The 22,778-nt window shown below is 52.7% G+C and carries 23 protein-coding genes; 20 read left to right on the top strand and 3 right to left on the bottom strand.

Features of this window, described 5'->3' with window-relative positions; all coding sequences use genetic code 11:
* Nucleotides 1–2 precede the first annotated feature (2 nt).
* The 16 genes from pseC (at nt 3) to KSS97_RS20620 (ending at nt 16,051) form a co-directional block, all read left to right on the top strand.
* Entirely contained in the window at nt 3–1,163 is a 1,161-nt protein-coding gene (gene pseC / locus KSS97_RS20695) for a UDP-4-amino-4,6-dideoxy-N-acetyl-beta-L-altrosamine transaminase (RefSeq protein ID WP_217860035.1), read from the top strand.
* A complete protein-coding gene (gene pseF / locus KSS97_RS20690; protein ID WP_217860034.1) occupies nt 1,160–1,861 on the top strand; it encodes a pseudaminic acid cytidylyltransferase in 702 nt (233 codons plus the stop codon). Before pseC ends, pseF begins: the two co-directional genes overlap by 4 nt.
* Nucleotides 1,858–2,970, top strand: a complete 1,113-nt coding sequence (pseG, locus tag KSS97_RS20685; RefSeq protein ID WP_309475700.1) for a UDP-2,4-diacetamido-2,4,6-trideoxy-beta-L-altropyranose hydrolase — start codon at nt 1,858–1,860, stop codon at nt 2,968–2,970. Before pseF ends, pseG begins: the two co-directional genes overlap by 4 nt.
* Nucleotides 2,963–3,502: a UDP-4-amino-4,6-dideoxy-N-acetyl-beta-L-altrosamine N-acetyltransferase gene (gene pseH / locus KSS97_RS20680; protein ID WP_225936068.1), complete on the top strand. Its 540-nt coding sequence runs from the start codon at nt 2,963–2,965 to the stop codon at nt 3,500–3,502. Before pseG ends, pseH begins: the two co-directional genes overlap by 8 nt.
* Complete coding sequence (gene pseI / locus KSS97_RS20675) at nt 3,489–4,547, top strand: pseudaminic acid synthase (RefSeq protein ID WP_198797562.1); 1,059 nt, start codon at nt 3,489–3,491, stop codon at nt 4,545–4,547. The genes pseH and pseI overlap by 14 nt, the downstream gene beginning before the upstream one ends.
* Before the next feature lie 34 nt (nt 4,548–4,581).
* The gene (locus KSS97_RS20670; RefSeq protein WP_198797563.1) at nt 4,582–5,469 is read left to right on the top strand and encodes a hypothetical protein; all 888 of its coding nucleotides are present in this window, start codon (nt 4,582–4,584) and stop codon (nt 5,467–5,469) included.
* Nucleotides 5,466–6,566: a hypothetical protein gene (locus KSS97_RS20665; protein WP_198797564.1), complete on the top strand. Its 1,101-nt coding sequence runs from the start codon at nt 5,466–5,468 to the stop codon at nt 6,564–6,566. Before KSS97_RS20670 ends, KSS97_RS20665 begins: the two co-directional genes overlap by 4 nt.
* Nucleotide 6,567: 1 nt before the next feature.
* Nucleotides 6,568–7,140: a CatB-related O-acetyltransferase gene (locus tag KSS97_RS28645; protein WP_225936067.1), complete on the top strand. Its 573-nt coding sequence runs from the start codon at nt 6,568–6,570 to the stop codon at nt 7,138–7,140.
* Entirely contained in the window at nt 7,140–8,273 is a 1,134-nt protein-coding gene (gmd, locus tag KSS97_RS20655; RefSeq protein ID WP_198797565.1) for a GDP-mannose 4,6-dehydratase, read from the top strand. Before KSS97_RS28645 ends, gmd begins: the two co-directional genes overlap by 1 nt.
* A gap of 2 nt (nt 8,274–8,275) precedes the next feature.
* Complete coding sequence (fcl, locus tag KSS97_RS20650) at nt 8,276–9,250, top strand: GDP-L-fucose synthase (protein ID WP_198797566.1); 975 nt, start codon at nt 8,276–8,278, stop codon at nt 9,248–9,250.
* An 87-nt stretch (nt 9,251–9,337) separates the two neighbouring features.
* A complete protein-coding gene (locus KSS97_RS20645) occupies nt 9,338–10,753 on the top strand; it encodes a mannose-1-phosphate guanylyltransferase/mannose-6-phosphate isomerase (RefSeq protein ID WP_198797567.1) in 1,416 nt (471 codons plus the stop codon).
* A gap of 4 nt (nt 10,754–10,757) precedes the next feature.
* A complete protein-coding gene (locus tag KSS97_RS20640) occupies nt 10,758–11,528 on the top strand; it encodes a glycosyltransferase family 2 protein (RefSeq protein ID WP_198797568.1) in 771 nt (256 codons plus the stop codon).
* Entirely contained in the window at nt 11,525–12,481 is a 957-nt protein-coding gene (locus KSS97_RS20635) for a UDP-glucose 4-epimerase family protein (protein ID WP_198797569.1), read from the top strand. Before KSS97_RS20640 ends, KSS97_RS20635 begins: the two co-directional genes overlap by 4 nt.
* Complete coding sequence (locus KSS97_RS20630; protein WP_198797570.1) at nt 12,481–13,494, top strand: MraY family glycosyltransferase; 1,014 nt, start codon at nt 12,481–12,483, stop codon at nt 13,492–13,494. Before KSS97_RS20635 ends, KSS97_RS20630 begins: the two co-directional genes overlap by 1 nt.
* A 112-nt stretch (nt 13,495–13,606) precedes the next feature.
* A complete protein-coding gene (locus tag KSS97_RS20625) occupies nt 13,607–15,601 on the top strand; it encodes a polysaccharide biosynthesis protein (protein WP_198797571.1) in 1,995 nt (664 codons plus the stop codon).
* Between the two features lie 114 nt (nt 15,602–15,715).
* The gene (locus KSS97_RS20620) at nt 15,716–16,051 is read left to right on the top strand and encodes a ComEA family DNA-binding protein (protein WP_198797572.1); all 336 of its coding nucleotides are present in this window, start codon (nt 15,716–15,718) and stop codon (nt 16,049–16,051) included.
* A gap of 77 nt (nt 16,052–16,128) precedes the next feature.
* Here KSS97_RS20620 and KSS97_RS20615 read toward each other — a convergent pair whose 3' ends face one another.
* On the bottom strand, nt 16,129–16,755 hold the full coding sequence (locus tag KSS97_RS20615) for a pseudaminic acid biosynthesis-associated methylase (RefSeq protein WP_198797573.1): 627 nt from the start codon (nt 16,753–16,755) through the stop codon (nt 16,129–16,131).
* A 457-nt stretch (nt 16,756–17,212) separates the two neighbouring features.
* Between KSS97_RS20615 and KSS97_RS20610 the strand changes: the two genes are divergently transcribed.
* Nucleotides 17,213–17,866, top strand: a complete 654-nt coding sequence (locus KSS97_RS20610) for a GntR family transcriptional regulator (protein WP_217860033.1) — start codon at nt 17,213–17,215, stop codon at nt 17,864–17,866.
* A 16-nt stretch (nt 17,867–17,882) separates the two neighbouring features.
* Nucleotides 17,883–18,734 carry an urea carboxylase-associated family protein gene (locus KSS97_RS20605; RefSeq protein WP_217860032.1) on the top strand — a complete coding sequence of 284 codons (852 nt, stop codon included), beginning with the start codon at nt 17,883–17,885 and terminating at the stop codon, nt 18,732–18,734.
* A 185-nt stretch (nt 18,735–18,919) separates the two neighbouring features.
* On the opposite strand, the gene KSS97_RS20600 is transcribed toward KSS97_RS20605, so the two are convergent.
* A complete protein-coding gene (locus KSS97_RS20600; protein WP_003183831.1) occupies nt 18,920–19,087 on the bottom strand; it encodes a DUF2897 family protein in 168 nt (55 codons plus the stop codon).
* 118 nt (nt 19,088–19,205) lie between these two features.
* Nucleotides 19,206–20,570, bottom strand: coding sequence for an ethanolamine permease (gene eat / locus KSS97_RS20595; protein ID WP_198797576.1), 1,365 nt, complete (start codon nt 20,568–20,570; stop codon nt 19,206–19,208).
* Between the two features lie 405 nt (nt 20,571–20,975).
* Here eat and kdpF point away from each other — a divergent pair, with 405 nt between their 5' ends.
* Both kdpF and kdpA read left to right on the top strand, forming a co-directional pair.
* Nucleotides 20,976–21,065, top strand: a complete 90-nt coding sequence (gene kdpF / locus KSS97_RS20590) for a K(+)-transporting ATPase subunit F (RefSeq protein ID WP_032863112.1) — start codon at nt 20,976–20,978, stop codon at nt 21,063–21,065.
* A gap of 8 nt (nt 21,066–21,073) precedes the next feature.
* The gene (kdpA, locus tag KSS97_RS20585) at nt 21,074–22,768 is read left to right on the top strand and encodes a potassium-transporting ATPase subunit KdpA (RefSeq protein WP_217860031.1); all 1,695 of its coding nucleotides are present in this window, start codon (nt 21,074–21,076) and stop codon (nt 22,766–22,768) included.
* The last annotated feature ends 10 nt before the right edge of the window (nt 22,769–22,778 follow it).

Below are 22,778 nucleotides of genomic sequence, written 5' to 3'. Positions count from 1 at the left end.
CCATGATTCCATACGGTCGCCAGGACATAACCCAAGCCGATATCGACGCGGTTGTCGGTGTACTGCAATCTGATTTCCTCACCCAGGGGCCAATGGTGCCTCGTTTTGAGCAACAGGTTGCTGCCCATGTGGGTGCTAGCCATGCGCTTGCAGTGAATAGCGCTACATCGGCGCTGCATATTGCATGCCTCGCCTTGGGGCTGGGTCCTGGTGATCGTTTATGGACGAGTCCCGTTACGTTCGTAGCTTCTGCGAATTGTGGTTTGTATTGCGGTGCCCAGGTTGATTTCGTTGATATCGATCCTCGAACCTACAACCTTTGCCCCCAAGCGCTGGAGCGCAAGCTGGTAAAGGCTGAGCGAGAGGGTACGCTGCCTAAGGTGGTCGTGCCGGTACACCTCTGTGGCCAGCCCTGCGACATGCAGGCAATCCATAGGCTCGCCAAGCGCTATGGCTTCATGGTGATTGAAGATGCCTCTCATGCCATCGGTGGAAAATACCAAGGCGAGTTCATCGGAAGCGGCAAATATAGCGACATCACCGTATTCAGCTTTCACCCGGTAAAAATCATCACTACCGCGGAAGGCGGGATGGCGTTGACCAATGATGCCGAACTGGCGAACAAGATGGCGCTTTTGCGCAGCCATGGGATTACTCGCGATCCGCAGCAAATGACTCACGAGTCCGACGGCCCTTGGTACTACCAGCAGATCGATCTGGGTTTCAATTACCGAATGACCGAACTGCAGGCGGCCTTGGGCGTCAGCCAGATGGAGCGTCTGGATCAATACATTGCTCGGCGTCACCAATTGGCGGCGCGTTATAACGATCTGCTCGCGGCGTTGCCCGTAACTGTCCCATGGCAACATCCCGACAGTTATTCAGGCCTGCACCTGTACGTGATTCGGCTACAGCTGGACAAGATCAGCAAGAGCCACCGTCAAGTGTTCGAATCCCTGAGGGAGCAGGGGATTGGGGTGAACCTGCATTACATTCCTGTCCATACGCAGCCGTACTACGCACAGATGGGGTTCAAGCCGGAAGATTTCCCGGTAGCCCAGGATTACTATCGCGAAGCTATCAGCATTCCGATGTTCCAGACCATGAGTGATGAACAGCAAGACCAGGTGGTAGCTGCCATTAATCAGGCAGTGAACGCATGAAACTTGCCGTCATTCCTGCCCGGGGCGGCAGCAAGCGAATCCCGCGAAAAAACATCAAGATGTTTTGTGGCAAGCCAATGATCGCTTGGTCAATCGAGGCGGCGCTCGAGAGTGGCTGTTTTGATAAGGTCATTGTGTCTACGGATGACGAAGAGATTGCCGGTGTTGCGCGTGATTGCGGAGCCAGCGTTCCATTCATGCGTCCAGCTGAGTTGGCTGACGACTACACCGGAACAATACCGGTTATTCAGCAAGCAATTGAACGTCTCAGGGCTGATGGGTTTGAAGCCCAGCAGGTTTGCTGCCTTTATGCGACAGCCCCGTTCGTCAGCCCTGAAGATTTGCAGCGAGGTCTGGCGACTCTTGAGCGAACGGGCAGCCAATACGCATTTTCAGTTACCAGCTATGCATTCCCAATTCAGCGAGCGATTCGCCTGACTGAAAACGGAGGTGTGGAAATGTTCCACGCCGAGCACTTCAACACTCGCTCCCAGGATCTGGAGGAGAGCTACCACGACGCCGGGCAATTCTATTGGGGGCTGGCAAGTGCTTGGCTGGCTGGGCATGTGATTTTCAGCCCAGCGTCCAGCGCCGTGGTGCTGCCGCGCCACCGCGTGCAAGACATCGATACCCCAGAAGATTGGGTTCGTGCTGAATGGATGTATAAAGCCTTTCAAGCGGAAAGCGCCAAAGCATGAAAGGCATGAAGGTCGTATTCAGAGCCGACGCCTCGCTGCAGATTGGCAGTGGGCATGTAATGCGTTGCTTGACCCTGGCTGAAGCCCTACGTGCAGAAGGCGCTACATGCTATTTCATTTGTAGGGAGCACCCAGGGAATCTGCTTGATTTCATTCGGAGTAAGCATTTCGAAGCGTTTAGTCTGGACGCGACGGAGGCCGCTGACCCTGATGTCTCCCTAGCTTCGCAGGAAAGCCAATTGGCTCACTCCGCTTGGCTCGGAGCGCCCCAATCCCAAGATGCCAGCGAGTGCGCTGCTCTGTTAGGCAACTTAATGCCCGACTGGTTGGTGGTGGATCACTACGCTTTGGATGCCAGGTGGGAAACCGCCCTGAAAAAATACTACAACGAACTTTTGGTAATAGATGACCTTGCGGATCGTCCGCATGTTTGCAAAATACTTCTCGATCAAAACCACGGGCGTACGGAACGAGACTACATAGAGCTGGTGCCTGATAGCTGCCAGATACTGGCTGGTGCACGATTTGCCCTATTGCGCCCGGAGTTTGCCCAGCTGCGTAAGCGAAGCCTTGAAAGACGAAACTCCCCAGTGCTCCAGCATCTGCTGATTACGATGGGAGGCGTTGACCAAGCAAATGCCACGGGACTTATATTGCAAGCCCTGCGAGTCTGCCCTCTGCCTGACGATTGCCGGATAAGTGTAGTCATGGGGCTTAAGGCTCCTTGTCTGGCATCGGTAAGCGAAATCGCGGCGACCATGCCTTGGCCTACCGAAGTGTTGGTTAACGTGACTGATATGGCCGAACGCATGACGTCGGCAGACCTAATCATCGGTGCCGCCGGCAGTACCTCTTGGGAGCGCTGTTGTTTGGGGGTACCGACAATCATGGTGGTGTTGGCGAATAATCAGAAGCCTGGGGCAGAGGCGCTTTTGCGTTCCGGCTGCGTCGTACTCATTGGGCAACCACACGATATTCCCGAACGCTTACCGGCTGCCATATTCGATTTAGCACAAGGCAGTTCCTTGTCGGAGCTAAGCCGGCAGGCAAAGAACGTCTGCGACGGTTTAGGTGTTGAGCGGCTGTTCGGGAGCATGAGTAATGGATAACGTGCAGCGGGCGTCATCTATCCGGAAGATGACGGCAGACGATTTGGACGTTGTACTTGCCTGGAGGAATCATCCGGATATACGTCGTTTCATGTATACCCGGCATGAGATCAAGCTTGAAGAGCACCATGCCTGGTTCAAGCGTGCCTCCGTTGATTCGAGCAAGCATTTGTTGATTTTTCAAATAGACGGCGCAGCCCAAGGCTTCGTGAATATAACCGAGCTCGGCGTACCTGGAGTCGCTGACTGGGGGTTCTACATCGCGCCTGAAGCAGAGAAGGGCACAGGCCGAGAATTGGGAAAAGCAGCGCTGGATTACGCGTTTAAAATTCTCCATCTGCATAAGATCTGCGGACAAGCGCTTGTCTATAATGAACGCTCAATCAAATTTCATCTTGGTATGGGTTTTCAGCAAGAAGGTGTTCTTCGTGATCAACATTACGACGGCGAAAACTATCATTCAGTTATTTGCTTTGGATTATTGAGCGCCGAATGGCAGCCAGAAGAGAGTCAATCGTATGCGAAATCCTAGTATCAATATAGCCGGCAGAAAAATTGGCGCAGACGAGCCCCCGTATATTATTGCAGAGCTGTCCGCCAATCATAATGGCAATTTTGAGACTGCAAAGCGGATTATGGAAGAGGCCAAGAAGGCGGGCGCCGACGCGATCAAGCTGCAGACATATACCGCTGACACTATTACGTTAGATTGCGATTCGGCCGATTTCCAGATTCGTGGTGGGTTGTGGGATGGGCGGACATTGTATGAGCTTTATAAAGAAGCCCACATGCCCTGGGAATGGCATGCTCCGCTTTTTGATTATGCCAGAAAACTCGATATCACTATTTTTAGCTCGCCTTTCGATTCCACGGCCGTTGATCTTCTCGAAAGTCTCAATGCGCCTGCTTATAAAATTGCTTCGTTCGAAGCGATTGACCTGCCGCTAATAAAATATGTGGCCAGTACAGGCAAACCGATGATCATCTCTACCGGGATGGCAGACGCAAATGAGATAGCTGAGGCTATTGAGGCCGCGCGCGAGGGCGGTTGCAAGGAACTGGCTGTCCTTCATTGTGTTAGTGGTTATCCAGCTCCGGCAAAAGATTATAACTTACGTACTATTCCGGATATGATCCATCGCCATGGTTTGGTAACTGGGTTATCTGACCATACATTAGACAACACAACGGCGATTACCAGCGTTGCACTCGGAGCGTCGATTATTGAGAAACACTTTACCCTTGATCGAAGTGGTGGCGGTCCTGATGACAGTTTTTCCCTCGAGCCTGCAGAGCTTGTGGCGCTGTGTCGGGATAGTAAAACGGCATGGGCAGCTTTGGGCAAGGTTGACTATGGCCGCAAGTCTAGCGAGCAAGGAAATGTGCAATTCCGGCGTTCTTTGTATTTCGTGGAGTCGTTAAAGGCAGGGGACGTTATTACCGAAAATTCAATCAGGAGCGTTCGGCCGGGTTTCGGGCTTGCGCCTAAGAATCTCAGCCGTCTTGTAGGTAAAACAGTTATTCGAGATGTCAGTCGCTATACTCCAGTGACTGCTGTTGATATTGGTGAAGGCTAATGTCGTTATATTCGAACCGAAAGGAGGCAACAGTTTGAAGCGCCGAATAAAAAATATCCTTTTGTTTCTGATGACGTTTTTTGAAACTATGTTTTCATTGAGCTTGGTATTGATATATTCGCGGAAAGTCTCGCTTGGTCATGTCGCGCAGCGGAACAAAATTTTTATTTTGGGAAATGGTCCTTCCTTAAAGGATGACTTAAAGGGAGTCATCGCGCTTAGCGCTCGTGAAGAGATCGATGTCTGCGCTGTTAATGATTTCGCTTTTTCTGACGTGTTTTTTGATATTCGTCCGAGTATCTACGTGTTGGCCGATCCCGGCTACTGGGCAGACAATGTCGGGGAGGATCTTAGTGTTCGCAGAGCACGACTATTGGAAATATTTTCTGAGCGTGTCACTTGGCCGATGCAAGTAATGTTGCCTATTGATGCGCGTAAAAGTTCAATATTTAATAATTTGATCTCGGGTGCGGTTACTTATAGTTTTTATAATCGTACTCCGCTGAGCGGGTTTAAATGGTTGATTTTTCGATTCTTCGATCTCGGGGTTGGCATGCCGCCTCCTTACAATGTGCTAATCGCGGCAATAACGCTTAGCCTTTTGAAAGGCTATAAGCAGGTATTTATTTTAGGCGCCGATCATTCTTGGCATGAAGAGCTAAGCGTCGCAACCGGAAAGAAGGTGCAGGTTGCTCAGAAACATTTTTACGACAATAAAGTCGAGCAAAAGCCTGTGTATAAAGAGGCCGGCGAGACGTTTACGATTGGAGACTTGTTCATTCGATGGGGGAAAGTATTTAAGATGTATGAGACGCTCTACCTATATGCGAAGCATAAGAATTCTCAAGTATATAACTTGAGCAGCAAAACCTACATTGATGCTTTTCCTCGCTCAAGTCTTGACGAGTTTCGCGATCTATGAAGCTGCGTGGCTTCTTCATAGGTATTGCTATGTGCTATGTGTTGTTTGCCTTGCTGAGCTTGGTATACGGTGTTTTTGCATACAGAGCGGCGGCGGTTTTTTGCGGTTGTCTGATACTATTCTATATGCTGAAGAGTAGGTTGGCCGAACTCCGGCTGGGAGGCTTGTTAGTTTTTCTTGTTTTAATTATTGCAGTCTTCTCCTTGTTTAGTTTGCAGTCATCCGAAGGGCGTAGTTTGTTTTCGGTTATGGTGTTTATAGGAGCGCTTGGTGTAAGTTGGTTTTCGTTGGCAGCTCGCTGCACTTTTCACCTATATGAACTACCTTTTTATATAATTTTGGGCGCTACTCTGATTTTATTTTTGGTTTTTGGGTATGGTCCTGCAGAATTCAACACTGTACTTGCAGGTTATAGCCGAAACGGCTATTCGGCCATATTGTTAGCTTTTGCCGGGGGCTATATTTTTTCCAGGATATACAGAGGTAAAAGAATTTCCTTGGTGCTGATGATGTTGGTTCTCATATCTAGCTTCCCTCTGTACGGTCGAAGTGGAATTGCCATGGCTTTTTCCTTGTTTATAGTCGTTCTCTGCTATAGAAGTCTGAGGGTGGCTGCTCTGGTTGGCGGGGCCGGCATTCTGTGTGCTTTATCTAGCCTAGATATAATTGAGAGCTATATCTACGGCGCAACGAATTTTTCAGCCGGTATGGATAGTCCTCGATCCGAAATGCTGCTCCAATATCTAGACTCCATAAATGGGTTGGGACTGCTCACTGGGTTGGATCTTAGTCAGGTTCCTTTAATTTTTGAATATAATAATAATCCACATAACGCCTTCCTCTTGCTGCATTCGTATTATGGCATCTCGATGATTCTGCTGATATGCTTAATCGCTATTTCGCTTTTCAAGTTGTTTGTAGAGAAGAAGTTTGCACTCCTTGCTATCGCGGTATTATTTTTATGTAGGGCGTTGTTTGATATTATTTATTTGTTTGGTTTGTTTGATTATCTTTTGTTTCCGCTTTTGTTTTATTGGTTTTTTGCGAAATATTTCCGAAGTTCCGGCTCCGTTTCAACTCCTTTAGGGGTGAGATAAGATGGGTGTTTTTAAACGTTTTATAAAGTCACATAGAGGGTTTTATCTGTCTCTGCGCGAGTTAATTATGCGCTATCGGAAGTTTCGTTACGGCTGGGGCGGTGTGTCGATAACTACTTGGATGGTAGCTAGGCAAAAATATATATCCAGAGATTTTAGTATTGGAGATTACGGATTTGTTGGGCGTGATTGTACTATCTATCCTAAGGTGAGTGCTGGAAGGTTTGTGCTGATAGCGCCTGAGGTTTCAATCTTGGGAGGAGACCATGAATACAAAATGGTCGGAGTGCCTATCTGCTTTTCGGGTAGAGAATTTATTCCGCCGACCACAATAGGCGATGACGTATGGATAGGGATGTCTGCGAAGTTGATCGCTGGTGTTACCATTGGTTCTGGTGCCATCGTTGCGGCGGGGGCTGTAGTTACACATGACGTACCGCCTTTTGCCATAGTTGCTGGAGTGCCTGCAAAAATAATTCGCTATCGATTTGAGCGCGAGGATGATAGGGCTTCGCATTTGAAGGCGCTTTCTAAAATACGCTCTTACGGTGAGCTGGTAACGGATCTTAATTGATGGAGGTGTCAATCGTGAAGAAAGCACTAATTACTGGTGTGACCGGGCAGGACGGTTCTTACCTTGCCGAGTTTCTACTCGCGAAGGGCTATGAAGTTCATGGCATAAAGCGCCGTGCGTCATCATTTAATACTCAGCGCGTCGATCATATCTATCAAGATCCACATGTGAATAATCGGAACTTTGTTCTTCATTATGGCGATTTGACCGATTCTTCGAACCTGACTCGGATTATTCAAGAGGTGCAGCCTGACGAAGTTTACAATCTCGGGGCGCAATCTCACGTTGCAGTTAGTTTCGAGTCTCCAGAATACACCGCCGATGTTGATGCAATGGGTACACTTCGCATCCTCGAAGCCATTCGTCTACTAGGTTTGGAGAAAAAAACTCGTTTCTATCAGGCATCGACATCCGAATTGTACGGTTTGGTTCAGGAAACGCCTCAAAAGGAAACAACACCTTTCTATCCGCGCTCTCCATACGCGGTGGCCAAGCTCTACGCGTACTGGATAACCGTCAACTATCGTGAGGCGTACGGGATGTACGCATGCAACGGCATCCTGTTCAATCATGAATCTCCACGCCGTGGCGAAACCTTTGTTACGCGTAAAATCACCCGCGCTTTGGCAAATATCTCGCAAGGCTTGGAGCAATGTCTGTTCTTAGGCAATATGGATGCTTTGCGAGATTGGGGGCATGCGAAGGACTATGTCCGCATGCAATGGATGATGCTGCAACAAGAGCACCCTCAAGATTATGTAATTGCTACAGGTGTCCAATATTCTGTACGAGATTTTGTGCGCTGGTCTGCCGCTGAGCTTGGCGTCACGTTGCGCTTTGAAGGTGAAGGTGTGGAAGAGCGCGCGATAGTTGAACGCGTAGATGGAAATCTAGCCCCTGCGCTGAAGACTGGAGACGTGATCGTCTGTGTAGATCCGCGCTACTTCCGGCCTACCGAGGTCGAAACTTTGTTGGGTGATCCTAGTAAAGCTAAAAAAGACCTCGGTTGGGTACCTGAAATCACAGTGCAGGAAATGTGCGCAGAGATGGTCCGTGAGGACCTTAAGGCGGCCCAGCGTCATGCCTTGCTCAAGCAACACGGCCATGATGTCCCGGTCGCTTTGGAGAACTAATGATGCCCCGCGAATTGAACCAGACCGTTTTCGTCGCAGGCCATCGAGGCATGGTGGGTTCCGCTATCGTGCGCCGGCTCCAGGCTCTTGGCTATCGCTCTGTTCTCTGCGCTGGTCGGGAAGAGCTGGATTTACTCGATCAGCAAGCGGTTCATGCATATTTTTCAAAAAATCGGATTGACCAGGTCTATCTTGCGGCAGCTAAGGTAGGGGGTATCCAAGCCAATAATACGTACCCTGCGGATTTTATTTATGAAAATCTGACGATACAAGCGAATGTGATCCAGGCTGCGCACCTATCTAACGTTCAGAAATTACTGTTTCTTGGGTCGTCCTGCATTTATCCGAAGCAGGCTAAGCAACCGATGCAGGAAAACGCTTTGCTTACTGGTTTATTAGAACCGACTAACGAGCCCTATGCGATCGCCAAAATTGCTGGGATCAAGTTATGCGAGAGCTATAATCGTCAGCACGGTCGTGACTATCGCAGCGTCATGCCAACCAATCTGTACGGGCCGCATGATAATTACCATCCTGAAAATAGCCACGTGATTCCGGCCTTGCTTCGTCGTTTTCACGAGGCGGTGCAAGCCAGTCAAGGGGAGGTTGTTATCTGGGGAAGCGGCAATCCGATGCGGGAGTTTTTACACGTCGATGACATGGCCGCGGCTAGCGTACATGTGATGGAGCTTGATCAAAACACGTATCAGGCCAACACTCAGCCCATGCTGTCGCATATTAATGTCGGGACGGGAGAAGACTGCACCATACGTGAGCTTGCACAAACAATCGCCAAGGTTACTGGTTTTAAAGGACAACTCTCTTTTGATGCAAGCAAGCCTGACGGTGCGCCGCGTAAACTAATGGACGTCTCTCGTCTTCGCGCGTTGGGTTGGCAAGCTACGATTGGTCTCGAGGAAGGGCTTAGCGATGCCTATCAATGGTTCGTAGAGCATTGGCTGGAGGCTAGGAAGTGATGGCTGTGTGGCTGGTTTCTCGCGATCATTAGCCTTGCAAAAACAGAAATAGCAGCACCCTGATAGCGTCAGTAAGGACAACCTTCAATGTTTCTTCCGGTAATCATGGCAGGCGGTACGGGATCCCGCCTCTGGCCGCTTTCTCGCCAGCTTAATCCCAAGCAGTTCCTGCCTTTGGTTGATACTGAGCGGTCGTTGCTGCAGTCCACAATTCAGCGGCTGGACGGGCTGAATCACGAGCTCCCCTTGCTGATTTGCAACGAACAACACCGATTCCTTGCGGCGGAACAACTCCGGCAGATGGAGATGGACCAAGCCAAGATTTTGCTTGAGCCGGTGGGACGCAATACTGCTCCAGCTATCGCGCTGGCGGCGTTGGAGGCCACCGCTTCCGGAGTTGACCCGGTTCTGCTGGTTCTTCCCGCAGATCATCTTATTAAGAACGTTGGGGCATTTCATGCCAGCATCGCTTGTGCTTTAGCTTTGGCTGAGACGGGAAAATTAGTCACGTTCGGGATAGTGCCTACCCACCCAGAAACGGGTTTCGGTTATTTGGAAAGGGGGAAAGAGATAGCCGAGGGTGCCTATGTTGTTAGCCGATTTGTAGAAAAACCTGACTCAGCTACGGCTCAGAAGTATCTGGACAGCGGAGAGTATTTTTGGAATAGCGGCATGTTCATGTTTCGAGCCAGTCGTTATTTACGGGAGTTAGAGCTCTTCGCGCCGGATATCCTTCGTTCCTGCCAGGCTTCGTTTGCAGGTGCGCAGCAGGATATGCATTTCACCCGCGTCAACGCTCAAGCGTTCAACGAATGTCCGGATATATCCATCGATTACGCCGTCATGGAGCGCACTTCTGATGCGGTAATGGTGCCTCTTGATGCTGGATGGAGTGACGTCGGATCGTGGTCGGCTCTCTGGGATACATCAGATAAAGATTGTAACGGAAACGTATCTAATGGGGATGTGCTCACCGAGCGAACGACTAACAGCTACCTACATGCAACTCATCGACTGGTGGCCGCCATCGGCGTTGATGACCTTGTTATTGTAGAAACCAAAGATGCGGTACTCGTGGCACACAAAAATGATGTTCAAGAAGTCAAGAAAATTGTTGACCAGCTAAAGAGCTGTAAGCGACCTGAGTATGCTAACCATCGTGAGGTCTATCGTCCTTGGGGAGTTTACGATTCCATCGATAACGGACCGCGCTATCAGGTAAAACGTATTACAGTAAATCCGGGCGCTAAACTATCTGTACAAATGCATCATCATCGGGCGGAGCATTGGATAGTCGTAAGCGGAACGGCTCAAGTAACCAACGGTGAGCGGACCTATTTGGTAACGGAAAATCAATCTACATACATAGCTGTCGGCCAGATTCATGCTCTGGAGAATCCTGGTGTGATTCCGTTGGAGCTAATAGAAGTCCAGTCCGGCACCTATTTAGGTGAAGATGATATCGTTCGCTTTGAAGATCGATACGGTCGCGTGAAGGATTGATGTTTTGAAGATTTCCATTATTACTGTTTCTTATAATAGCGCTTCCACGATTCGTGACACTATAGAATCAGTTCTTTCGCAGCGGTATGAAAATATTGAATATATCGTCGTGGATGGCGCCTCGAGCGACACGACCATGGCTATCGTTAATGAGTATGGAAGTAAGATAGCCAAAGTCGTTAGTGAGCCGGACAAAGGTATATATGATGCTATGAACAAAGGCATCTCTTTGGCGACAGGTGATATCATTGGGATCTTGAATTCTGATGATTTCTTCGAGACAGATGACGTTGTTGGTTCTGTTGCCAGTTGCTTCGCTTCGTCGCCAGAAAGTCAGCTTGTTTTTGGTGATATTGTTTTTGTTGATCCTAATGATTTAAATGCTGTGACCCGCTTTTACAGTGCAGGCCATTTCCGGTCTTGGAAGCTTCGTTTTGGTTGGATGCCACCTCATCCTGCGACGTTCATAAGGGCAGAAGCATATAAGTTAGCAGGGCCGTATTCGATGCTCTACAGGATTTCGGCTGATTATGAGATGTTTGTGCGATTGCTAGTGGTTCATAAGCTGCCCTTTGCCAGGCTTGATCAGGTATTAGTTCGGATGCGCGCCGGTGGGGTCAGCACCTCAGGTGTAAGGAGTAGTCTCCGCCTGAATAGAGAGATTGTTCAGGCTTGTAGGAGAAACGGCATCTACACGAATTTAGTAATGGTCCTGAGCAAGCTGCCTTTCAAGTTGGTTGAGTACTTCAAACGCCCCAAAGGAAATTCTCAATGACGCGCCTGTTGATCACGGGGGGGACTGGATTCGTTGGGGCTGCGCTTATTGAAAGAGCTAAGGCAGATTCTTGCTTTGAGATATGTGCCTCGGTTCGTACTGGACAGCAGGTATCTGGTGTCCGCACCTATCAAGTGCCGGATCTCAGTGCGACCACCTCTTGGACAGCAGCACTTGATGGGGTTGAAGTCGTTATTCATACGGCTGCGCGCGTGCATATAATGCACGACGCCTCAAGTGATCCTCTGAGAGAGTTTAGAGAAATCAATGTAGAAGGAACTTTAAATCTTGCACGTCAAGCTGCTGCAGCAGGTGTTCGGCGATTTATTTTCATAAGTTCCGTTAAGGTCAACGGAGAAAGTACCGAGCCGGGATATGCTTTCAAGCCGGACGATAAACCGAACCCGCATGATCCTTATGGTATTTCAAAAATGGAAGCCGAAGCAGCGCTTCTCCCACTTGGTGAGCAGGGGCAAATGGACGTAGTTATCATTCGTCCCGTTCTTGTTTACGGCCCAGGTGTCAAAGGCAATTTTCTCAGCATGATGAGATGGCTTAATAGGGGGGTACCTTTACCCTTGGGGGCCATTAAAAATATGCGAAGCTTAGTCGGGATTGATAATTTGGTTGACTTGATAGTGATCTGTATAGATCACCCGCTCGCAGCCAATCAAATTTTTCTCGTTAGCGATCGAGAGGATTTGTCGACAACTCAGCTGCTAACTAAACTTTCGATAGCACTTCATAAACCCTCGCGTTTAGTTCCCATTCCCTCTTATTTGATCGGCCATGTTGCGAAGCTGGTGGGAAGAAACGATATTTTCAAGCGTCTTTGCGGCTCTCTGCAGGTCGACACAAGTAAAACCCATGAGTTGCTGGGCTGGACCCCAAAAGTTAGCGTTGACCAAGGATTGAGAGACACTGTAAGCAATTTTTTGAATCAGGGTAAATAATGGGCTGGCAAATTTTTTTAATTATCTTCGCGGCGTCATCCTTGATGACATGGGTCCTGCGTCGTTATGCCTTGGCTCGAAGCATCATAGACATCCCCAACGCCCGTAGTTCCCATTCTGTACCAACCCCACGCGGCGGTGGCGTAGCCATTGTATTTAGTTTCCTAGCGGCGCTGCCAATATTAGCGGCTAACGAATCGCTGTCTTTGCACGCTATGTGGTCAATGCTAGGAGCGGGAGCTGTAGTCGCTGTGCTCGGTTTCCTCGATGATCATGGCCACATCGCTGCCCGTTGGCGCCTGTTGGGGCATTTCATAGCATCGGTATGGGCACTTTACTGGCTAGGCGGAATGCCGGTAATCACGATGTTTAACGTCGAAATCGACCTGGCTTGGCTTGGTCACGTCCTGGCAGTTCTTTACTTGGTGTGGATGTTGAATCTCTACAATTTTATGGACGGCATCGACGGTATTGCCAGTGTGGAGGCTATCTGCGTGTGCGTCGGGGCGTGTCTGCTTTACTGGCTGGGAGGTTTTGAATCTTTGATTATGGCTCCGCTATTGCTCGCTCTTGCGGTAGCTGGCTTTCTATATTGGAATTTCCCCCCAGCTCGCATTTTCATGGGAGACGCGGGCAGCGGATTTCTCGGTATCGTCTTGGCGCTCCTATCGCTGCAAGCAGCTTGGGCTTCACCCAAGCTACTTTGGGTTTGGTTTATTTTGCTCGGTGTATTTATTGTCGATGCAACGGTCACGTTGATACGACGTCTTCTTCGCGGCGACAAGGTGTACGAGGCTCATCGCAGTCACGCGTACCAGTTCGCTTCGCGTCAGTTCGGTCGCCATCTACCTGTGACCTTGGCGGTAATGGCAATCAATTTGTTATGGCTGCTGCCGTTGGCTGCATGCGTTGTATTGTTGGACATTGACGGAGCCTTGGCTTTGATAGTGGCTTATGTGCCATTGGTGATGCTTGCTGTCAGGTTTCATGCAGGCGAGCTTGAAAACGTCTGATTTCAAGCTAGGTTCGCTTTTTTTGGGTTATTGATTGTCCAACGCACGGTGATGTACCACCGGCGTACGGGCGGACGGGGTTTAGGAGCTGGCCAGGGTGCGGGAAGGATTCATGGATAAATTAAGAACAGTCTTGTTGGGATTGCCGAGGCGTCATAAGCGAGCAATTCAGGTAGCCATGGATATTGTGCTGGTCTGGATTGCGCTGTGGCTTGCATTTGTCGTGCGACTGGGTGTCGATGCGTTGATAGCGCCGATCGAAACGCATCTGTGGCTGTTCGCATCGGCTCCACTGGTCGCTATTCCTATTTTCATCCGTTTCGGCATGTACCGTGCTGTCATGCGTTACTTCGGTAACGATGCGCTGATCACAATCTGCAAAGCCGTGAGCCTTTCGGCGCTATTGTTAGCTCTTGTAGTGTATTGGTACAGCAACCATAAGACAGTTGTACCGCGCTCCATCATCTTCAATTATTGGTGGTTAAGCCTAATCATGATCGGCGGTTTACGCCTGATGATGCGTCAGTACTTCTTGGGCGACTGGTTCACCGCCGCCCAACATGTACCCTTCACCAATCGAGACGACGGTCTGCCCAAGGTCGCTATCTACGGCGCAGGCGCTGCAGGCAACCAACTCGTCGCCGCGCTGCGCATGGGCAGGGTGATGCGGCCCGTTGCGTTCATAGACGATGACAGCAGCATCGCCGATCGCGTCATCGCAGGGCTCCAGGTCTATCAACCCAACCACATTCAAAAAATGATCGATGCGACTGGCGCACAGGAAATACTGCTCGCCATCCCTTCTTCATCACGTGGTCGCCGTCGAGAAATCCTGACCCTGCTCGAAGGCTTCCCATTGCACGTACGCAGCGTCCCGGGCTTCATGGATCTGGCCAGCGGCCGGGTCAAGGTGGACGACATCCAGGAAGTGGATATCGCGGACCTTCTAGGACGTGATGCAGTGCCGGCGCAGCCTGATCTATTAGAACATTGCATCACAGGCCAGTCGGTCTTGGTCACGGGTGCTGGCGGTTCGATCGGCTCAGAGCTTTGCCGACAGATCCTTGCGCTGAAACCCACCACGCTGCTGCTTTTCGAGCACAGCGAATTTAATCTCTACAGCATTTTGTCCGAACTGGAGCCGCGAATCGCTCGGGAGTCTCTATCTGTTCGCCTATTGCCGATCTTGGGTTCGGTTCGCAACCAAGAGAAACTGCTCGATGTGATGAAGACTTGGAATGTCGACACGGTCTATCACGCAGCGGCCTATAAGCACGTACCAATGGTCGAGCACAACATCGCCGAAGGTGTCTTGAACAACGTAATCGGTACCCTGAACACTGCACAGGCTGCACTGCAGGCGGGTGTGTCGAACTTTGTCTTGATCTCCACCGACAAGGCCGTACGCCCGACCAATATAATGGGCAGCACCAAGCGGCTCGCTGAGCTGACACTACAGGCATTGAGTCGTGAATTGGCCCCTGTGCTGTTCGGTGACCAGGCCAACGTCTCACGAGTTAACAAGACCCGCTTCACCATGGTCCGCTTCGGTAACGTACTGGGCTCCTCCGGATCGGTTATTCCGCTGTTCCATAAGCAGATCAAATCCGGCGGGCCGTTGACCGTTACCCACCCCAAGATCACGCGATACTTCATGACCATTCCCGAGGCAGCTCAACTGGTGATTCAGGCGGGTTCCATGGGCTTGGGTGGAGATGTGTTTGTGCTGGACATGGGCGAGCCGGTGAAAATCGTTGAGCTGGCGGAGAAGATGATTCACTTGTCTGGCTTGAGCGTTCGATCCGAAAAGAATCCGCACGGTGATATCTCAATTAAATTCACCGGCTTGCGCCCCGGCGAGAAGCTTTATGAGGAATTGTTGATAGGCGACAATGTCGTCGCGACCCAGCACCCAATGATCATGAGCGCCAACGAAGACTTCCTGCCTTGGGATGTCCTCAAGCTAAGGCTGGCAGACCTGCTGACGGCCATCGAAGAAGATGATTACGCACGAGTCCGTCAGTTGCTTCGCGACACCGTCAGTGGTTACGCCCCGGACGGAGAAATTGTCGACTGGATTTACCAGCAGCGCCATCTCGAGCCCTGATTGTTACATACCTCGTAACGTACACACTTTTGACAGTTCCACACCATCGCCTAAGTTTGGGAAGCAGCTTCGGAAAAGCTGCTTCTCTCTCAACGATGTCATGGAGCGTCACTTATGCGTACAGGCTATTTCTACTCGCTGATTTTTGCCTTCCTCACCAGCGCCTCGATCGCTGTTATTGCTGCCCCAGCGGCCAAGCCGGAGTCGGTTGCTTCGCCGTCGGCGGTGGAGCAGCCAGTGAAAACGCAAGGAGCCAAGGTAGATCTGAACGGGGCAGATGCCGCAACGTTGCAGCGCGAGCTGTCAGGGATAGGCAAAGGCAAGGCCGAGGCGATTGTTGCCTATCGGGAGAGTAATGGGCCTTTTTCGTCGGTAGACGAACTGCTTGAGGTCAAGGGCATCGGCAAGGCGATCCTCGATAGGAATCGTGACAAGCTGGAAGTGAATTGAGGGTTGTTTAAGGAAGGCCAGTCAGATGACTGGCCTTTTACTATTTAGCATACACATCAGTGATTCATTTTTTGCAATTATTTAGGTTGTTTTTCCATAATGAACCAGCTGATATCATCTTGAGGGAAGTTTCTGTCGCGATGATAAACAAAGCCGTAGTCTACTAATACAAGGTCATTGTATGTATTCATTAGTTCGCCAGCAAAATCTCGTTTGAATAATTTGGACGAGTGACCGCGGTAGGACAGCTCTACCGGCGAAGGGTTGTAGTATTCCGCGATGACAATGTATTTTGATGAATTGTTGTACAGGGCTGCGTATGCCTCTGGCAGTTTCTCAGGGTTGATATGTATCAGAACGCCTTTGGTGAATGTAAGGTCCCATTTTCTCGGAGCTTCGAATTCAAATATAGATGTATTGAAAACTTCTGCCAAGGGATGGTTTTTTCTAAGCTCTGCGGCGGCGCTTGAATTAATCTCAACAGCAGATAAATGTGCTTTTGGAAGCAGTGTCTGCAATGCGTAAATATTAAGACCTCTATTAGCACCAAACTCAAGAACAGATTCTATTTTGGATGTTCTGTGGAGGACTTTTGAAAAAAAACTTGTATTGCTAGCAACCCAGTCCAATCCTTTGTTTCTCTCCGTGTATACGTCTCCGAACTCACCTTCCCAAAAAAGCTCTTGTTCAGTTCGCACGCCCATGTGTATCTCCCTTTTCTATTTGCTTGCATGACGGACAAGCCTAGCGAATTTGGACAGCTGAAAAGCTGTTCTGCTAAAAAACTGCCGAACTATACCAAAAGCGACTTCGAAAGTCTGGATACCTGCGGCGCGACCAACTACGCAACCACGAGAGACCTTCGGCCCGGGGCCGTTCTTGCTGTACCACCTCGATGGGCGACCGAGCGATCATCGTTTTTGGCGGTCCCTGGCTGGCCGCACGGGGTGGGTGCTTAGGCAAAGATTCTATGGATAAATCATTTAAGCCCAGCCCACCCGCTGGGCTTTTTCATTTCTGATATTTTGAGTCCATCTTTATAAGAGTGACCCCATGAGATTGTTCGGTCTGATTTTTGATTCATCGGCTTAACCTTGTCGTTATTGGCACGAATGCTGATTACCTAACGCCAACCGATTGTTCAACAATCCAAGGCCCCCCATGACCAACCCCCTTTCCCTAGCCGACCAGATCACCCTCGAACTCCGCGCCGACATCATCGGCGGCCGCCTCATCCCCGGCATGGCGCTGATCGAAAACAACCTGGTCTCAGCCTACAACGCTTCTCGCAACACCATTCGCGAAGCGTTACACCGTCTCGGTCAGGAGGGCTTGACCCGTTACGTGCGTAACAAAGGGGTCATGGTCCGCAGGTTGGGTGTTGACGACGTGCGAGACGTGTTCAAGGTCCGTCGCACCTTGGAACTGCAGGCCATTCTCACCAGCAAGCCATTGAGCGAATACCAGTCCGACCGCATGCTCGAAGCCTTGGAGGCCGCCGAGCTGGCTCGCGAGCGCGAAGATTGGCGAGCGGTGGGCACCCACGGTCTGGCCTTCCATCAACACATCGTGGGGCTGATGCGCAGTCCCTTGCTCGATGAGTTTTTCACCAACGTAGTCGCACAGTTGCGTTTGGTGTTTTGTTCCGCCCCCGATGAGGCGCGTTTCCAGGCGCCGTGGCTTGCCCGTGACCGGCAGATCCACGATTTGCTGGCCGAAAGTAACAAGCGCGCTGCCCACGACGAGTTGAGCCTTTACCTCGACGATTCCGAGCAGTTGCTTCTGCATCTACTGACTCCCGCCAACCCTCACTGATCAAAGGACCCGCGCCATGTACAAAGACTACCCAGCCGCCTACCAGGTCAGCAAAGGCTCCGCCCTGCAAGTGGACAAACCCTTCTACGACCGCATCCGCACCGAGCAGGACAAGCGCACGCTGATCGAGCAGTTCGAAGTACCCATCCGCACCGGCCGTGCCTGGCATGTGCCGGCCGGTCATGTCTTCCGTGTGACAACCCCGGTCGGTCCGCAAGTGGGGGACTTCAACGTCTGGAATGCGAACGATCCGCGGGAGCGCTTATGGGCGGCTCGTACTCGTCAGCTTCAAGGCGCTCATGTCAGCACCTATGATCGGTTGTGGTCGAACCTGCCATTCCTGCGGCCATTGGTAACGATCACCGATGACAGCTTGGCGGCTTACGGCATCGACGAACATGGCGGGCGCTTGCACGATTTGTTGGGGACGCGCTGTGACCCGTATGTGAACAAGATGCTGACCGGTGAGGATTTCCATCATCACTGTCACTCGAACCTGACCCGTGCGGTGTTGCCCCACGGCCTGACGGAGTTCGATGTGCATGACGTGTTGAATATCTTCCAATGCACCGGGCTGAATCATGACGACATGTATTTCATGAAGGCGTGTCCGGCGCAGAAGGGCGACTACCTGGAGTTTTTTGCCGAGATTGATTTGTTGTGTGCGCTGTCGACTTGCCCTGGCGGGGATCTGTCGCTGGCGATGTGGGGGCCGGAAGCGCAGGATCCTTTAAGCGTCTGTCGTCCGCTGGGGGTGGAGATTTATCGGTTGGAGGATTCGTTGCTGCAAGGCTGGAGTCAGCCGGAGCGGGCGGGATATAAAGGGCTGCATGGGTTGCATATTGCGAAGGCGGATTGGGAGAAATAACACTGCTGGCGCGGCAAGGCATTGCCCTCTGTGGCGAGGGGATTTATCCCCGCTGGGCTGCGTAGCAGCCCTCTACCTACAGAAGTGATCCTGACTCTAAAGCTGCGAGTCCAAACGTTTTGGGGCCGCTACGCGCCCCAGCGGGGATAAATCCCCTCGCCACAGAGTGATGCGCAGCAAGCAGATCAGCGATCCTTCGCCTCTTTCGCATCCATTTCCGCATTGCGCTCGGCAACACGCTTGCGCTGTTCGTCCGTCAGCTCAACCTTGTTGGCGGTGTCGCGCAGCATCATCAAACCACCCACGATCGAGCCGATGGCGACGATCAGGATTAACCAGGCATACCAGGGCATAGGGCTCTCCTTGAGGGGCAATGGCCAGACGAGTATTTCGCTGGTCATTGCCCGTACCACTTATGAGCGAAGACGGTTCGCAGTGGTTCCATACTACGCCGGTTATGCCTGGCTCACCTTATAGCCCGGTCAACATCGCATCGGCCGGAGCGTCTGCGCGTAACTGCGCGGTCAACACGAAGTACACGAAACCCACCGCCATGAAGCCGAGGAAGATCAAGCCGATCAGCGCATTGAACCAGGCCATCGCCACCAGGCACACCACGGCCAGGACCAAGGCAATCCCCGGGACTATTGGATAGCCCGGCGCGCGGAAGGTGCGTTCCAGGTTGGGCTCGGTTTTGCGCAGTTTGAACAGGCTGAGCATGCTCATGATGTACATGACGATGGCGCCGAACACGGCCATGGTGATCATCGCGGCGGTGAGGGTCATGCCGCCGAGGTTGATCAGGCCGTCGCTGTAGATGGCGGCGATGCCGATCAGTCCGCCGGCGATGATGGCGCGGTGTGGGGTTTGGAAACGCGAGAGTTTGGCGAGAGAGGCGGGGAGGTAGCCGGCGCGGGCCAGGGCGAAGAATTGGCGCGAGTAGCCGAGGATGATGCCGTGGAAGCTTGCCACCAGGCCGAACAGGCCGATCCAGACGAGCATGTGCAGCCAGCCGGAGCTTTCGCCGACCACGGCTTTCATGGCTTGGGGCAGCGGGTCGTTGATGTTGGACAAGGTGCTCCAGTCACCCACGCCGCCGGCAAAAAACATCACGCCCATGGCCAGAACCACCAGGGTCAGGATGCCGCTGATGTAGGCTTTCGGAATCGTGCGTTTCGGGTCCTTGGCTTCTTCGGCGGCCATGGCGGCGCCTTCGATAGCGAGGAAGAACCAGATCGCGAAGGGGATCGCTGCAAACATCCCGGCAATGGCGGGTGCGCCGAACACGTCGGAGCCGGCCCAGCCGTTCAGGGCGAAGTTGCTGAAGCTGAACGCCGGCGCTACCACGCCCATGAACACCAGCAACTCGGCGACGGCCAGTACGCAGACGATCAGTTCGAAGGTTGCGGCCAATTTCACGCCGAGGATGTTCAGGCCCATGAAGACGATGTAGGCGCCGACGGCAGCGTGTTTCGGGTCGAGCGCCGGGAATTGCACGTTCAGGTAGGCGCCGATGGCCAGCGCGATAGCGGGCGGGGCGAAGACGAATTCGATCAACGTCGCGAGTCCGGCGATCAAGCCGCCTTTTTCGCCAAAGGCCCGGCGGCTATAGGCGAACGGTCCGCCGGCGTGGGGAATGGCGGTGGTCAGTTCAGTGAAGCTGAAGATGAAGCAGGTGTACATGGCCGCGACCATGAACGATGTCACCAGAAAGCCCAGCGTGCCGGCGACGCCCCAGCCGTAGCTCCAACCGAAATATTCGCCGGATATCACCAGGCCGACGGCGATGCCCCATAAGTGCAGGGTGCCCAGGGTGGGTTTTAGTTGTGTGTTCATGGGTGGCTCCCCCTCGATAAGTAGCAAAAGCGCTGGAGGAGGGCAGTGCAGTGGACGTGCCAGTATGGTTCGGGCGGTCGTAATGGGGAGAATCGTGTCGTATCGGGGATGTTCGCGGCTGGATTGCCTGGGTTTGTGCCCCAGTTCGGAGCGTCGGTGCCTGGGCTGGCCTCATCGCGAGCAAGCTCGCTCCCACAGGGGGATCTTTAGTGGCTCCGAATTTTCATTCCCAGCCCGAGCAATGTGGGAGCGAGCTTGCTCGCGATGAGGTCCACCCGGGCAACCAAGAAACCAGTTTTTACAGATTCTTTATTCCCCCACCCCACCCTTGATCTCGCACCTTTACACCCTCCCTGCCGACAATCCCTCCACACACGGCACGACGCCGTACCACGGAGAAATCCCATGAGTGTTCTGGACGGGGTGTCGCTGCTGCTGGCAGTGGCGCTGTTCATTTATCTGTTGGTTGCGCTGTTGCGCGCGGACCGGGGTTAGGAGCGGCTATGCAGGGTTATGACTACGGGCTGATCCTCGGCTTTTTCGCGCTGGTGCTGATCCCCGCGCCTTTCCTGGGGCGGTTCTACTATCGGGTGATGGAAGGCCAGCGCACCTGGCTCTCACCCGTGCTGGGGCCGGTGGAAAGGTGTTGTTACAAGGTGGCTGGCGTCGATCCGACCACCGAGCAGAGTTGGCAGAAGTACACCCTGGCGTTGCTCGCCTTCAACCTGGCGGGTTTCGCCTTGTTGTTCGCCGTGCTCCTGTTACAGGGGCATTTGCCGCTCAACACTGAAAACCTGCCCGGCATGGAATGGACCCAGGCGTTCAACACGGCGGTCAGTTTCATGACCAACACCAACTGGCAGTCCTACAGCGGCGAGGCGTCCCTCAGTTACTTGAGCCAGATGATCGGCCTGACCGTGCAGAACTTCGTCAGCGCCGCCACGGGCCTGGCCGTGCTGGTTGCGCTGTGCCGTGGGATCGGGCGCAAGTCCGCCACGACCCTGGGCAATTTCTGGGTCGACATGACCCGTGCCACGCTCTATGGGTTGTTGCCGCTGTGCCTGTTGCTGGCGTTGTTCCTGGTCTGGCAGGGCGTGCCGCAGACCTTAGCGCATTATGTGCATGGGGTGACGATGCAGGGCGTCGATCAGGTGATTCCTCTCGGTCCGGCGGCCAGCCAGATTGCGATCAAGCAACTGGGCACCAACGGCGGTGGTTTCTTCGGCGTCAATTCGGCGCACCCGTTCGAGAACCCGACCGCTTGGACCAATCTCTTCGAAGTCGCGTCGATCATCCTGATCCCGGCGGCGCTGGTGTTCACCTTCGGTCATTACGTCAAGGATCTGCGCCAGAGCCGGGCGATTATCGCCTGCATGCTGGCCTTGTTCCTGATCGGCGGGGCGACGTCGCTGTGGGCCGAATACCAACCCAATCCAGCCCTCAACGACGCAGCCGTCGAACAAACTGCGCCGCTGGAAGGCAAGGAGGCACGCTTCGGCACCACCGCCACGGTGCTCTGGTCGGTGACGACCACGGCGGCGTCCAACGGCTCGGTCAACGCCATGCACGACAGCCTCAATCCGCTGAGCGGGATGGTGGCGCTGATGAACATGATGGTCGGCGAAGTGATCTTCGGCGGCGTCGGCGCCGGGCTCTACGGGATGCTGCTGAACGTGTTGATCGCGGTGTTTCTCGCGGGGTTGATGATCGGTCGCACGCCGGAATACCTGGGCAAGAAGCTCGGCGCCCGGGAAGTGCAGTTGCTGGTGGTGACGCTGCTGGTGATGCCGGTGAGCGTGCTGGTGCTCGGCGCCATCGCCGCGAGCCTGCCCGGCCCTGCGGCGGCGGTGAGCAACCCTGGCGCCCACGGTTTCAGCCAGTTGCTTTACGCCTACACCTCGGCGGGGGCGAACAACGGTTCGGCGTTCGCCGGTTTTGGTGCCAACACGCCGTTTCACAACCTGATGCTGGGCCTGGGCATGTTGATCGGCCGCTTCGGCTACATCCTGCCGGTGCTGGCGTTGGCTGGCAGCCTGGCCCTGAAGAAAACCGCGCCCATCGGCCAGAACAGCTTTCCCACCCATGGCCCGCTGTTCGTGACGCTGTTGACCGTGACCATCCTGTTGGTCGGCGGCTTGACCTTCCTGCCGACGCTGGCTCTCGGCCCGATCGCCGAACACTTGAGCCTGGGTTTCTGAGGAGTTGATG

The sequence above is a fragment of the Pseudomonas alvandae genome, assembly GCF_019141525.1.
GTDB classification, from domain to species: domain Bacteria; phylum Pseudomonadota; class Gammaproteobacteria; order Pseudomonadales; family Pseudomonadaceae; genus Aquipseudomonas; species Aquipseudomonas alvandae.
The sequence above is the reverse complement of the archived record's forward strand: the minus strand, read 5'-3'. Positions and strand labels throughout refer to the sequence as shown.

Excerpts from the sequence above, each read along its gene's own strand:
- pseF (WP_217860034.1), top strand. The coding sequence starts at position 1,160 with ATGAAACTTGCCGTCATTCCTGCCCGGGGCGGCAGCAAGCGAATCCCG.
- KSS97_RS20635 (WP_198797569.1), top strand. The coding sequence starts at position 11,525 with ATGACGCGCCTGTTGATCACGGGGGGGACTGGATTCGTTGGGGCTGCG.
- KSS97_RS20610 (WP_217860033.1), top strand. The coding sequence starts at position 17,213 with ATGACCAACCCCCTTTCCCTAGCCGACCAGATCACCCTCGAACTCCGC.
- gmd (WP_198797565.1), top strand. The coding sequence starts at position 7,140 with ATGGAGGTGTCAATCGTGAAGAAAGCACTAATTACTGGTGTGACCGGG.
- KSS97_RS20605 (WP_217860032.1), top strand. The coding sequence starts at position 17,883 with ATGTACAAAGACTACCCAGCCGCCTACCAGGTCAGCAAAGGCTCCGCC.
- eat (WP_198797576.1), bottom strand. The coding sequence starts at position 20,570 with ATGAACACACAACTAAAACCCACCCTGGGCACCCTGCACTTATGGGGC.
- KSS97_RS20600 (WP_003183831.1), bottom strand. The coding sequence starts at position 19,087 with ATGCCCTGGTATGCCTGGTTAATCCTGATCGTCGCCATCGGCTCGATC.
- KSS97_RS20615 (WP_198797573.1), bottom strand. The coding sequence starts at position 16,755 with ATGGGCGTGCGAACTGAACAAGAGCTTTTTTGGGAAGGTGAGTTCGGA.
- pseI (WP_198797562.1), top strand. The coding sequence starts at position 3,489 with ATGCGAAATCCTAGTATCAATATAGCCGGCAGAAAAATTGGCGCAGAC.
- KSS97_RS20645 (WP_198797567.1), top strand. The coding sequence starts at position 9,338 with ATGTTTCTTCCGGTAATCATGGCAGGCGGTACGGGATCCCGCCTCTGG.
- KSS97_RS20630 (WP_198797570.1), top strand. The coding sequence starts at position 12,481 with ATGGGCTGGCAAATTTTTTTAATTATCTTCGCGGCGTCATCCTTGATG.
- KSS97_RS20620 (WP_198797572.1), top strand. The coding sequence starts at position 15,716 with ATGCGTACAGGCTATTTCTACTCGCTGATTTTTGCCTTCCTCACCAGC.
- pseC (WP_217860035.1), top strand. The coding sequence starts at position 3 with ATGATTCCATACGGTCGCCAGGACATAACCCAAGCCGATATCGACGCG.
- kdpA (WP_217860031.1), top strand. The coding sequence starts at position 21,074 with ATGCAGGGTTATGACTACGGGCTGATCCTCGGCTTTTTCGCGCTGGTG.
- KSS97_RS20665 (WP_198797564.1), top strand. The coding sequence starts at position 5,466 with ATGAAGCTGCGTGGCTTCTTCATAGGTATTGCTATGTGCTATGTGTTG.
- KSS97_RS28645 (WP_225936067.1), top strand. The coding sequence starts at position 6,568 with ATGGGTGTTTTTAAACGTTTTATAAAGTCACATAGAGGGTTTTATCTG.
- KSS97_RS20625 (WP_198797571.1), top strand. The coding sequence starts at position 13,607 with ATGGATAAATTAAGAACAGTCTTGTTGGGATTGCCGAGGCGTCATAAG.
- fcl (WP_198797566.1), top strand. The coding sequence starts at position 8,276 with ATGCCCCGCGAATTGAACCAGACCGTTTTCGTCGCAGGCCATCGAGGC.
- pseG (WP_309475700.1), top strand. The coding sequence starts at position 1,858 with ATGAAAGGCATGAAGGTCGTATTCAGAGCCGACGCCTCGCTGCAGATT.
- pseH (WP_225936068.1), top strand. The coding sequence starts at position 2,963 with ATGGATAACGTGCAGCGGGCGTCATCTATCCGGAAGATGACGGCAGAC.
- kdpF (WP_032863112.1), top strand. The coding sequence starts at position 20,976 with ATGAGTGTTCTGGACGGGGTGTCGCTGCTGCTGGCAGTGGCGCTGTTC.